10 protein-coding genes are annotated in these 12450 nt (G+C 61.6%); 7 read left to right on the plus strand and 3 right to left on the minus strand.

The features are described 5' to 3' along the window. Position 1 precedes the first annotated feature (1 nt). Both FJ930_RS22160 and FJ930_RS22165 read left to right on the plus strand, forming a co-directional pair. Positions 2–1246: a glycosyltransferase gene (locus FJ930_RS22160; RefSeq protein WP_141840097.1), complete on the plus strand. Its 1245-nt coding sequence runs from the start codon at positions 2–4 to the stop codon at positions 1244–1246. Further along, on the plus strand, positions 1243–2379 hold the full coding sequence (locus FJ930_RS22165; RefSeq protein WP_246676989.1) for a glycosyltransferase family protein: 1137 nt from the start codon (positions 1243–1245) through the stop codon (positions 2377–2379). Before FJ930_RS22160 ends, FJ930_RS22165 begins: the two co-directional genes overlap by 4 nt. Positions 2380–2529: 150 nt before the next feature. Here the strand turns inward: FJ930_RS22165 and FJ930_RS22170 are convergent, their stop codons facing one another. Continuing rightward, positions 2530–3201, minus strand: coding sequence for a class I SAM-dependent methyltransferase (locus FJ930_RS22170; RefSeq protein WP_141840123.1), 672 nt, complete (start codon positions 3199–3201; stop codon positions 2530–2532). A 270-nt stretch (positions 3202–3471) separates the two neighbouring features. On the opposite strand from FJ930_RS22170, the gene FJ930_RS22175 reads away from it, so the two are divergent. The 3 genes from FJ930_RS22175 (at position 3472) to FJ930_RS22185 (ending at position 7754) form a co-directional block, all read left to right on the plus strand. Beyond that, positions 3472–6186 (plus strand): ABC transporter ATP-binding protein, encoded by a 2715-nt coding sequence (locus FJ930_RS22175; RefSeq protein WP_141840099.1) that lies wholly within the window; start codon positions 3472–3474, stop codon positions 6184–6186. Between the two features lie 188 nt (positions 6187–6374). After that, positions 6375–6824, plus strand: coding sequence for a cyclic nucleotide-binding domain-containing protein (locus FJ930_RS22180; protein ID WP_140744839.1), 450 nt, complete (start codon positions 6375–6377; stop codon positions 6822–6824). Between the two features lie 75 nt (positions 6825–6899). Then, a complete protein-coding gene (locus FJ930_RS22185) occupies positions 6900–7754 on the plus strand; it encodes an MBL fold metallo-hydrolase (RefSeq protein WP_141840100.1) in 855 nt (284 codons plus the stop codon). 1 nt (position 7755) lies between these two features. On the opposite strand, the gene FJ930_RS22190 is transcribed toward FJ930_RS22185, so the two are convergent. Continuing rightward, positions 7756–8520, minus strand: coding sequence for a polysaccharide deacetylase family protein (locus FJ930_RS22190; RefSeq protein ID WP_141840101.1), 765 nt, complete (start codon positions 8518–8520; stop codon positions 7756–7758). Continuing rightward, positions 8517–9605: a glycosyltransferase family 4 protein gene (locus tag FJ930_RS22195; RefSeq protein ID WP_141840102.1), complete on the minus strand. Its 1089-nt coding sequence runs from the start codon at positions 9603–9605 to the stop codon at positions 8517–8519. Before FJ930_RS22195 ends, FJ930_RS22190 begins: the two co-directional genes overlap by 4 nt. A gap of 92 nt (positions 9606–9697) precedes the next feature. On the opposite strand from FJ930_RS22195, the gene FJ930_RS22200 reads away from it, so the two are divergent. Both FJ930_RS22200 and FJ930_RS22205 read left to right on the plus strand, forming a co-directional pair. Next, a complete protein-coding gene (locus FJ930_RS22200) occupies positions 9698–10858 on the plus strand; it encodes a DUF3095 domain-containing protein (protein ID WP_140744868.1) in 1161 nt (386 codons plus the stop codon). Positions 10859–10971: 113 nt separating this feature from the next. After that, complete coding sequence (locus tag FJ930_RS22205; protein ID WP_141840103.1) at positions 10972–12315, plus strand: nucleotide sugar dehydrogenase; 1344 nt, start codon at positions 10972–10974, stop codon at positions 12313–12315. The last annotated feature ends 135 nt before the right edge of the window (positions 12316–12450 follow it).

Genomic DNA, 12450 nt, shown 5'->3' on the forward strand with positions numbered 1-12450 from the left:
GTTGCGATATCGCAAGATCGTCGTGGTTCTGAAGGGCTATCCGCGGCTGTCTGAAACCTTCATCGCGCAGGAACTGCTCGGTCTGGAGCGTGCGGGGTTCGACCTGATACTCGTCGCGCTCAGGCGGCCGACCGACGCAAAACGCCACCCCGTGCATGACGAGATCAAAGCGCCCGTCCATTATCTGCCGGAATATCTGCATGAAGAGCCACTGCGTGTGGCCCGCTCGCTGTTTGCCCATCTGCTGCGGCCGGGCTTCTGGCGCGCGCTCGGATCGCTGGCCAGCGACATCCGCCGCGACTTTACGCGCAATCGCGTGCGCCGCTTCGGGCAAGCGCTTGTGCTGGCGGCGGAATGGCCGGAAGACGCGGAATGGTTGCATGCGCATTTCGCGCACACGCCGGCATCGGTGACGCGCTATGCCAGCCAGCTTCGTAGCCTGCCTTGGAGCTGCTCAGCCCATGCCAAGGACATCTGGACTTCGGCGGACTGGGATCTAGCTGGCAAGCTTTCCTCGGCGCGCTGGACGGTCACCTGCACGAAAACCGGTTTCGACCGTCTGAAAGAACTCGCTAACGGCAAATCGTCCGTGCATCTGAGCTACCATGGGCTCGACCTTGATCGCTTCGGCAGTTTCGGCGAAGCACGAAAACAGTATGACGGCTCCGCGCCGGGCGAACCGGTCGTCATTCTAAGTGTCGGGCGCGCCGTTGAAAAGAAAGGTTACGACACCTTGCTGGAGGCTCTTGCTCTCTTGCCTGGCGATTTGGCGTGGCGTTTCGAGCATATCGGCAACGGCGACGAACTGAAACGGCTGAGGGCGCTGGCGCAAAAGCATGGACTGGATGGTCGGGTCTCCTGGAAAGGCGCGCTTGCGCAGGAGGAGGTGCTTGAGCACTACCGCCGTGCCGACATCTTCGCCCTGGCCTGCAGGATCACCGCAAACGGCGACCGGGACGGTCTGCCGAACGTTCTGGTGGAGGCGGCCAGCCAGCGGCTTGCCTGCGTGTCGACCGATATTTCCGGCGTGCCGGAGCTCTTATCGCCTGACGAAACCGGGCTGCTGGTTCCGACGGAAGATCCAGTTGCCCTGGCAAAGGCGCTGGAGCGCCTGATCCGTGATCCCGTGCTGCGCGCCCGCCTCGGCGACGCCGCCGAGCGGCGCGTGCGCGGCAATTTCGATCATATGGCAAGCATTGGACAGCTCAAGGAACTGTTCGAGCGTGAGTGGCGGGCCGCCGATTGAAGCGCGTCTTCCTCTATGTCCAGCACCTGCTCGGTATCGGCCATCTCGCGCGCTCCAGCCGCATCGCGGCGGCTCTGGTCGATGACGGGTTTGACGTAACCGTCGTGACCGGCGGAGCGCCGATCGCGGGGTTTCCGGGACCGGGAGTAAAATCTGTAACCTTGCCACCTGTCACTTCCGGTGATGAAGGATTTTCCGGACTGGTCGACCTGCAAGGCAAACCGGTCGATGAGGATTTCAAGAAGCGGCGTGCGGAGATGCTGCTGCAGGCATTCCGGGATTGCAGGCCTGATATCGTCATTGTCGAGGCGTTTCCCTTTGGACGCCGGCAGATGCGTTTCGAACTCTTGCCGTTGATCGAGGCCATCGACGCGACGTCGCCCAGACCGCTGCTGGCGACGTCGGTCCGTGACATCCTTCAGGAGCGCGTCAAGCCGGGCCGCAACGAGGAAACGGTCGATCTCATCAACAGGCATTTCGACCTGGTTTTGGTCCACGGCGATCCGGCTTTCGCAACCCTCGACAAGACATTTCCACTGGCTGGGGCGATCAGGGCCGAGATCACCTACACAGGGCTCGTCGCCGCGCCGCCGTCGCCCGCGGCCTCCGAGCGCTTCGATGTTCTTGTGTCGGTTGGCGGCGGGGCTGCCGGAAAGAGCCTTGTCAGATCCACCGTCGCAGCGGCGCGGAATGCCGAGAATGGTTGGAAATGGTGCCTGATCACCGGCCCGAACCTGCCGAAAGACGAATTCGACGCGATCGCTGGCGATGCCACGCCGGGCCTGTCCATTTTCCGGTTCCGCGAGGATTTCGCCAGCCTGCTAACCGGCGCCCGCCTGTCGGTCTCGCAGGCGGGTTACAACACGGTCTGCGATGTCCTGCGCGCGGGTTGTCGCTCCCTGCTCGTTCCATTTGCAGCCGGCGGTGAAACCGAACAAACGGTTCGCGCCCTGATGCTCGAAGAACTCGGCCTTGCGACGGTGCTGATGGAAAAGGACCTAACGCCTGAAAGTTTGACGCAAGCGATCGAACAGGCGCTTTTGGCACCGACGCCAACCGCGCATCGTCTCGATCTAGAAGGCGCGCGTCACTCGGCGCAAATCCTGCGCGAGCGGTATCGAACAGTTCCCTGAAAATGGAGCCTGGTTTCGGAAATGTACATGATGAAACAGGCGATTGGTCCTAACGCGCGTCGCGTCGGGTGAGATTAGTGCGGCGCGCTTCAAGTCCTTGTTTTTATGCAGGTCGTCCCAAAACCGCTACGCACTTTTGGGCGAAACGCATTAAACAGTTCCAATCAGCATGAAGCGCGTATAATTTTTTGTCGGTAGTTCGCCGGCGAACCGCACCTCCCGCAGCGCCGCCATTGCTTCGAAGGCTGCAAGTGAAGCCACGCAGTTGATATGCGTAGGCTCGCTGAAATAGTCGTTGGATTGCAGCAGCACATTCGTGCCCCGCGGAAGCAGATCAAGCCAGGCGCGCAGATCGGCTATGTGTTCGCAGCTCGTATTGACGATCAGGTCGGAGCGCCCGGCCGCATAGTCGAGGGCGTACATATCCGCCGTCAACGCCCGGAAACGGTCGCCGGCTTCCCGGTTAAGGGTCCGGGCGACCGGCGCGACTTCGGGATCGATGTCGATACTATCGACCGCCGCGATGTCGAAACGGGCATCGTTGAAAAGCATTGCCGGCAATACGCCGTACCATCCACCCAGAACCCATATGCGCCCGAACCGGCCGCCGCAGCTTTCGACCAGCCTGTCGAGCGCCCACATCTTGCAGGCGACCTGCTTGTGGTTGAAGGCGTTGGCGATATCGGCGTTCGGATGCTTGGTGATGACGCGCGCCAGCCCTGCCACGAGAGGGTGGTTGACATAGGCGGCAATCCCCCGCGTGAGGTCCAGGGCCTGCTCATGCCCGTTCATGCCGGCATTGCGTGGTTGCGTGACATCCATCATAGTTGTCTTCTATGTTGGGATTTGGGGCGACACAACGCAATCTTGCCTCCAGTAATGCTGTTTGGTTCGCGGACGTGACTGTGCCGCAAGACGCTTCGCCCTTGGCCGGTGCCGGAGAGAGCCTGTTGCGTCGGTTCGGACCATCGGCGTCCGCCGGCGGCAGGACAATCCCCCGGGGCTCGCTGGCGGCGAAGACATCGCCGATAACGCCGCTCGCCAGCAGGTGCTTTTACATCCGTCCGTCCAACTGAAGGCCCACAGTCGCATATGGAACCCAGCCTAGCCCGCTATATCTGGACGCACACCAAGAAGCAGCAGGTCTGGATATTGATCATCGTCCTGCTTTCGATGATCCCGTATTTCATGTCCTTCGACCTGCCGAAGCTGATCGTCAACGGCCCTATCCAAGGTCGCGGCTTCGAGCAACCGGGCGCGACGCGGCCATTCATGAGGCTACACTATAACCTGCCGTTCATTGGCGACGTTCAGTTCTTCTCCGGTTTTCAACTCGACCGCAAGGAGACGCTGTTTGCCCTGAGCCTCGTGTTCCTCCTTCTGGTCATCATCAACGGCCTGTTCAAACTCTACATCAACACCTACAAGGGCCGCCTCGGCGAACGCATGCTGCGGCGTATCCGCTTCGATCTGGTCGATCTCGTGCTGCGGTTTCCGCCGCGTTACTTCAAGCGGGTGAAATCCGCCGAAGTGGCGACCATGGTGAAGGACGAGGTGGAGCCGCTGGGCGGCTTCATCGGCGACGCCTTCCTGCAGCCGGTACTGCTGGGCGGCCAGGCGCTGACGGCCATGCTGTTCATCATGGTCCAGAACGCCTGGCTCGGAATGATAGCGGTCGTGATCGTGGTGATCCAGATCGTGCTCATTCCGCGAATGCGGCGGCGGCTGATCGTGCTCGGGCGCCGGCGACAGCTGACGGCGCGTGCACTTTCGGGCCGGGTCGGCGAAATCGTCGACGGCATCGGCGCGGTTCATATCCACGATACATCGAACTACGAGCGCGCCGACATCGCTGCCCGGCTTGGGCTCATCTTCAAGATACGCTTCGATCTTTACCAATGGAAATTCATGGTGAAGTTCCTCAACAATATTCTCGCGCAGGTCACGCCCTTCCTGTTCTACATGATCGGCGGATATCTGGTGATCGAGGGGCGGCTGGATGTCGGCCAGCTCGTGGCGGTGATCAGCGCCTACAAGGACCTGCCCGGACCGATGAAGGAACTGATCGACTGGGATCAGGACCGGCAGGATGTCCAGGTCAAGTATCAGCAGGTCGTTGAACAGTTCACCGTCGAGGGTGTCATTGCGCCGAGAATCGAGGCATTGACGATCGAAGATCCACCTCCGATGACCGGCCCGCTGTCGGCGATCAGTCTGTCCATGGCGGACGATGGCGGTGCAATGCTCCTCGACCGTATCTCGCTCCAGATCAACCCGGGTGAGACGGTGGCGCTGGTCAGTACCGCAACGGGTGGGGCGGAGGCGCTGGCAGAAGCCTTCGCGCGACTGGACTGGCCGGACAGCGGAAGGGTCGCTTCGGGAGCCGACGACCTGCTCGAAATCCCCGAAGCGGTGACCGGCAGGCGCATGTCCTATGCCTCGTCGGATGTTTTCCTGTTCCAGGCAAGCCTCCGCGACAACCTGCTCTACGGGTTGAAGCATGCGCCGCTGACATCGGTGACCTATGACGGCACCGCGGCCGACCAGCGCCGCTGGGATATCGAGGAAGCGCGCCGGTCGGGCAATCCGGATATTGATATCCAAAGCGACTGGATCGACTATGCTTCCGCCGGTGCTACCGGCCCGCACGACCTCTTTGAAGTCGTGCGGCGGGTGCTCGACGCGGTTGTTCTGTCGCGCGACATTCTGGATCTTGGCTTGCGCTCTTCGGCCGACCTGACGCGTCACAAGGGGTTTGCCGGGCGGATCGTGGAACTGCGTGCGACGTTGCGAACCCGGCTGGAACGCGAAGGCCTGAGCGGCCTGGTGGTTCCTTTCGAACCGGGCGCCTACAACAAGGAAGCAACGATCGGCCAAAACCTGCTCTTCGGCGCCGCCGCCGGTCCCGAACTGGCCGACCGGGCTCTGGCGGCCAATCCGTATTTCGCTTCCGTGCTGAGGCAAGCCGGCCTCGACCGCACGCTCTACGAAATGGGCATGGAGATCGCAGAGCAGGCGATCGAACTGTTTGCCGACCTGCCGCCCGATCACCAGTTCTTCCAGCAGCTCGCCTTCATGAGCGCCGAAGAGATCCCCGCCTACGAAACCTTGCTGCAACGGCTCAAGAACCGTCCCTACGAGGCGGTTTCGGAGGCCGACCGCGCCATGATCGTCACCCTGAGCTTTGCCTATATCGAGCCCCGGCACCGCTTCGGCCTGCTGAGCGACGAGCTGATGAGCAAGATCGTCGCTGCGCGCAATTTATTCTACGAAAACCTACCGCCCGAGCTGCAAAATGCGGTCGAACGGTACGATCCTGCCAAATACATTGCCGCGGCTACCGTCATGGACAATGTGCTGTTCGGCCGTGTGGGCAACAATCATCCCGACGCGCCGGACCGCATACGCTCCATCGTCTATGACATCCTTGACGAACTGGGGCTTTATTCCGAACTTCTTGATGTCGGCCTGGACTTCAACGTCGGCTCCGGCGGCAGGCGTCTGACTAGTGGCCAGCGACAGAAGCTCGACGTCGCCCGGGCCCTGCTCAAGCGTCCCGATTTTCTCATTCTCAACCGGCCGCTGTCGGCGCTCGACCAGCGTGTGCAGGACAAGGTGCTGCGAAACGTGATCGAGGAAGCCAGACGCGACGGCCGTTCGCCGGCAATCGTGTGCGTCGTGACGAATCCGGCAATGGCAACGATGTTCGATCGCGTTGTCGTGTTCGACTCGGGTCGTTTGGCGGAAGACGGAACTCACGAGACACTTTTGGCGGGGAACGGTGTCTTCAAGGAGCTGCTGTCATAGAGCATTGGACATTCAGATGGGATCATTCCGCCGGTGGGAACTTGCCGCAAGGTCAAGGGGTTCAGGTTTCCGGCTGATCGGGCTCGCCACCTTTCGCGTGGTTCGTCTCGCCATCCGGAACAGAATTGATTCCATCTGGGTGCCGTTTGATCTAGTCTCGCAAACGTGAATTTGGGAAGGTTGCGACGATGCTGCTCAAGGATGAGGTTGGGATGCTGCAACGCGTCCCCTTGTTCTCCGGCATAGAGCCGACAAAGCTCAAGCTGCTTGCGTTCACATCCGACCGCGTCAGCTACGGCGCCGGCCAGATCCTTTTCCGGCAGGGCGACGAAGGGGACGCCGCCTATGTCATCCTCTCAGGCCGGGCGGATATTCTGGTCGATTCCGACAGCGGGCCGATAAAGGTTGCCGAAATGGTGCCAAATTCGATCGTTGGCGAGATCGCCATATTGTGCAACAGTTCTCGCACTGCCACCGTCAGAGCCGCGAGTCCGCTGGAGGTCCTGAGAATCCGCAAGGATCATTTCCTGAGGCTTATGAAGGAGTACCCGGAAATGACCATCGAGGTGTTGCGGGTTCTTGCCGATCGCCTAAGCCATACGACCGCGGATCTGATCGACGCACGAAGCGCCAAGTAACGAGTGACGTGCGCTTAATCCTCGCCATCGTGACGGCACTGGCTGCCATCTGCGACTGGACTGCGAAGGGCTAGCATGGACGACGACGTTTTCCTGGTCAGGTTTTGGGGTGTGCGCGGCAGCATCGCGGTATCGGGGCCAGAATTCTCTCGCTATGGCGGCAATACGATCTGCATTGAGATGCGATGCGGCAAGCATACGCTTCTGTTCGACGCGGGCTCCGGCCTGCGGCCCGCTGGCGGGGCACTTCGGGCGTCGGGCGTGACCGATTTCGACCTGTTCTTCACCCATTGCCACTACGATCACATCATCGGGCTGCCGGCTTTCAAGCCGATATACGACCCGAGCGTCAAGATTACGCTTTGGTCCGGACATCTCGCAGGACGCATGACGACCCGGCAGATGGTCGATGCATTCATACGGCCACCATGGTTTCCGGTGAAACTCGATATCTGCAAGGCAAGCCTCGACTGCCGCGATTTCGTGTCCGGAGACGTGCTCCGGCCGCGTGAAGGAGTGGTGGTGCGGACCGGCAGTCTCACCCACCCGGGCGGCTGCATAGGCTACCGGGTCGAATGGGGCGGCCGTGTCGTGGCGGTGATCACGGACACCGAGCATCAGCCGGACAAACTCGATCAGGCGGTGCTCGGCCTGATCGAAGATGCCGACCTTGTCATTTACGATTGCACCTACACCGAGGAGGAAATGGAACGCCGCCGCGGCAACGGGCACTCGACATGGCAACAGGGCGTCAAGCTCTGCGAGGCGGCCGGTGCGCGGGGGCTTGCGCTGTTTCATCACGATCCGTCACGCACCGACGAGGAACTGGACGAGATGGAGAGACTGGCCAAGGACAGGTTTGCCGGCGCATTTGCCGCGCGGGATGGCCAGACGCTTGAATTTCCAGTCGCATCGCACAAAGGACGCTGAGCTATTTTCCTTTGCCGGCGCCGCGCCCGATCAATGTCCTGATCGGAAGCCATGCACAGGCCTCGGCCTGTGCGGTGACCGTGAACAGCCGTTCGAGGAAAAGCCAGGCCGATTCATCATGCACGAGATGGTGGGTAAGCAGGCCGACCGGCTCGCCGCCGTCGAATGCATGCTGCAATTGCGCGATGATAGCCTGAACCAATAGGCCATGATCGCGGCAACCGCGCGTGCCATGCCAGTCCATGATGTCGACATTGCTGTTGATGACCGCCAGCGAAGCCGGCTTCGGCGGCCCATAGACCGACAATGCCGCAAATCCTATCGATCCAAGGTCGGGTATCAAGCCGGCGTCGATCCTGTTCCAGGGTGGCACCAGCATCGGAACGGCACGTGCGCCATGCAGGCCGGTTACGCGCGACAGACCGCGAGCCAGATCATCGAGCACCACCCCGCGTGGCCGATGTGGGCCGAGCTCCTGCTTTTTCTGATTCTCGGGCGCATGATTTCGGTGCGCCCAGCCATGGATGGCGACCATGGCATGCGGCGCCTCGTCAAGCCGGGCGACAAGCTTCCCGTCGGTCAGCGCCGGAATGACGGCCAGGGTGACCGGAACCGCGAATTCACCGGTGAGGTCGAGCAGCCGATCAAGCGCAGGCGTCGGATCCACGGCGTCATCGTCGCGCAGCCAGAACTCTGCCTTACGGTTCGCCCGTCGCCGGCACGCCAGTTCTTCCACCAAGGGTCGCCAGATCTGATCGGAAGTCATGAAACCGGGACCGTCGCAAGAAGCTCGGCCAGACGCGCCGCCGCGGCACCGAGGGAGCGCTCTTCGAGGATGAAACGCCTGGCTTCCACGGCCATGATGGTTCTCTCGTCGTTGCGGGTCAGGAGCCTTTCAATGGCGGAAGCGAACGCCGCCACGTCGCCCGGCGGGGTCAGAAACCCGGCCTTGCCATGCCGCACGACCTCCGGCACGCCGGCGATGTCCTGCGCCACCACCGGCAGGCCGGCGGCCTGTGCTTCAAGATAGGCAACGCCATAGGCCTCGCCGAAACCCGGCCAGACATAAATTCCCCCACTGTAGAGGACATCCGGCACGGCGGCGGGCTCGATCGCCCCAAGCCATTCGATACGGTCGACGGGCAAGCCGGCGAATTGCGCTTTGACCTCTTCACGGGCAGGCCCATCCCCGACGACCGACAGCGTCCAGGATAGGTGGCCGATTGAACCGAGCGCTTGCGCCAGCATGCGATAGCTGTCGACTTTGTCGCCCGGGCGCATCATGGCGACGGTTACGAGGCGCGTCGGACAACCCCGTGCCGGCGTTTCCCGGAATACCGATGTGTCGATGAAGGGCGAAAGCATGCCGAGCGTGGCGCCGGGTATCGCATCCGCCAGTCCCTGACGATCCCGTTGCGTGAAGCAGATGTTCAGCGCCGCCTGTTCGACGGCTCGCGCCACCAACGCTTGCGTATCGGCCCACAGACCGGCGTTGCGCCGCCTCGAATAGGAAGCTTCCGCTGTCACATAGGGAACAGCAAAGGCCGATGCCAGCTCGGGCCCGATGAGGTCGGGCGCCTTGTAATACGGATGATAGGAGAACCAGAGATCGGGCTTGCCGTCACGATCCCAAAGCCTTGTCAGCCGCGCGGCTTCCTCTCGGGCCTCGATCTTGAACGCATCGAAACTTTTCGGCTCCGGTTCGCGTAGATAGAAGCGCAGTTCGGATGCCAGTTCGACGCTATGCCCTCCATGCTCCAGCGCCTTGACCAGCGCCCGTGCCATCTGGCGGTCGCCGGAGGCAACAGGATGATGGGGGGACTTCAGCGGCGCGTGGAAGGCAATTCGCATCGCCGGACCCTATCATCGGAAAGCCGGCGCAAGTCAATTTCGAAGCACGATCGACTTCACCTTCAAGCAGAGGAATGTGCTATCTGATGCTCATGGAAACAGCTGCCGCGTCCGACCCGTTTGTCGCTTCTCTGCCGGTCTTCGCGAAGTTCGAAAGCGCTGCCTATATCGACAATTATCGGCCTCTCCCCGATGGCTGGGCTCTGGCCACCGCCGACATCGTCGGCTCGACCAAGGCGATCGAGGCAGGGCGCTATAAAACCGTCAATATGGCCGGCGCCAGCGTCATTTCGGCGCTGCTCAATGCACTGGGTCGGCAAGACCTTCCCTTCGTCTTCGGCGGCGACGGCGCGCTCGTCGCGTTTCCCGGCTCGGCGCTGGAGGTCACCCGCAACGCGCTGGCTGCTGTCCAGAGATGGGTGGCGGACGAACTGGACCTGACCTTGCGCGCCGCAATCGTGCCGATAAAGGATATAAGAGCGCAAGGCCTCGACGTTCGCGTGGCGAGGTTCCAAGCCTCAGAAGCGGTCTTGTTTGCCATGTTCGCCGGCGGTGGCGGCAGTTGGGCGGAAACCGAGATGAAAGCGGGGCGCTATCGCATCGATCCCGCGCCGGCCGGCGCGCGGCCGGATCTGACCGGTCTCTCCTGCCGCTGGAACCCGATCGAAGCCCGGCATGGCGAAATCGTCTCGATCATAGCCGTACCGGGGCCGTCGCGCGACTTGCGCGGTTTTCAGTTTCTGGCCTCCGATATCATCGCCCTTACCGGCAGCCAGGAACGCGATGGCCACCCGGTGCCGCTGAACGGGCCGAGCTACAGTTTTCCGCCCGCCGGCCTCGATATCGAGGCGCGCGCCATGGCGCCGGCAGGATGGCGGTGGCTGCCGAAGCTGTGGATATTGTTCCTGATGACACTCACGGCGGTCAGCGATAGATATGGCTGGACGATCGGCAGTTTCGATCCGAAGATCTACAAACGCGACGTGGCCAGCAATTCGGATTTCCGGAAGTTCGACGACGGCTTGAAGATGACCGTCGACGTTGACGCGGATGTGTCGCAACGGATCGAGAACCGGCTGAAACAGGCGGAAGAGGCGGGCATCTGCAACTATGGCCTGCACCGCCAGAAATCGGCCTTGATGACATGCCTCGTCGCCTCGCCGCTGCAGCGCGATCACCTTCATTTCATCGATGGCGCGGCCGGCGGCTATGCGATGGCTGCCGCAAACCTGAAGGCGAAGGTGCCGGTTTGATGACGGCTTGCGGAAATCGATCTTCCGCAATATGCCTCGGCCATTGTTCTTGGGACCAAGTGAGGGTCTCCATGGGAACGGACAGCCTGTGCGAATGACGGGAAAGCAGATTTTTGGACGCCTCACGATCGATATATGACCGACTTCTAAACCGGATTTCGACGCGCGCCGCGCAAGTCGGCGTTATCGGACTGGGCTATGTCGGGTTGCCCCTGGCGGTTGCGATCGCACGCGCCGGCTTCCCGGTTTCCGGCTTCGACATCGAAGCCCAGAAGGTCGAGAGCCTGAACAACGGCCAATCCTATATCGAGGCGGTGACGTCGACAGCCCTTGCCAGCCAGGTGGCGAGCGGACGGTTCCGCGCCACCGCGGATTTTGCCGAGCTGGCCGTCTGCGATGTCATCATCATCTGCGTTCCGACACCGCTGACGAAACACCGTGAGCCGGATCTCTCTTTTGTCAGGAACACGGCAGGCACGATCGCGAAACATCTGCGTCTCGGCCAGATGATCGTGCTGGAATCGACCACCTATCCCGGCACCACCGACGACGTGATCAAGCCCATACTGGAAGAAACCGGCTTGCGGTCGAAGACGGATTTCTTCCTCGGCTTCTCGCCCGAACGCGAGGATCCCGGCAATCGCAGCTTTGAAGTCGCGACGATCCCCAAGGTCGTGGCAGGCGACGGCATGGAAGCGGCGACGCTCGTGCAGGCTTTCTACCAAAGCGTGGTCAAGACCGTCGTTCCGGTTTCCACCACGGCCACGGCCGAGGCGGTCAAGCTGACGGAAAACATCTTCCGCTCGGTCAACATAGCCCTCGTCAACGAGCTGAAGGTCGTGCTCGGCGCGATGGGCATCGACATTTGGGAGGTGATCGAGGCGGCAAAGAGCAAGCCCTTCGGCTACATGCCTTTCTATCCTGGCCCCGGACTTGGCGGGCACTGCGTTCCGATCGATCCGTTCTACCTGACGTGGAAGGCGCGCGAATACGAACTGCCGACCCGCTTCATCGAGCTGGCGGCAGAGATCAACACGGCCATGCCGCGTCATGTGGTCGATGAACTGGCGAAGGCGCTGGACCGGCGCTGCGGCAAGGCGCTCAGCCGCTCCCGCATTCTCATCATCGGGCTCGCCTATAAGAAGAATGTGCCCGACATCCGCGAAAGCCCCTCATTGCGGCTCATTGAACTCATCGAGGAATGGGGCGGCAAGGCGGAATTCCACGACCCGCATGTGACCGAGATCCCGACCACACGGGAGCATATGGCGATCAAGGGGCGCCGCTCGGTCGAATTGACAGAGGCGGCCTTGAAGCATTTCGATGCTGTCGTCATCGCAACCGACCACGACGCGATCGACTATCGGACGATCGCTGATCACGCCCTTCTGATCGTCGACACACGCAATGTTTTTGGCCGCCTCGAGCTGGCCCGAGAGACGGTGGTGAAGGCCTGAGGGCGTCTTAGCCGGCGAATTTTTTGCCCGATGTCGGGATCGTGATTGCACTCCGCCGGCAGCTTCGCCACATATGCCGCAGGATATAGGTGCAGTTACGCTTGGCTCCTGGCCGCAAGGACAGTCATCCGGGAA

Origin of the sequence: Mesorhizobium sp. B2-4-15, from assembly GCF_006658505.1 — a bacterium.
GTDB lineage: Bacteria > Pseudomonadota > Alphaproteobacteria > Rhizobiales > Rhizobiaceae > Mesorhizobium.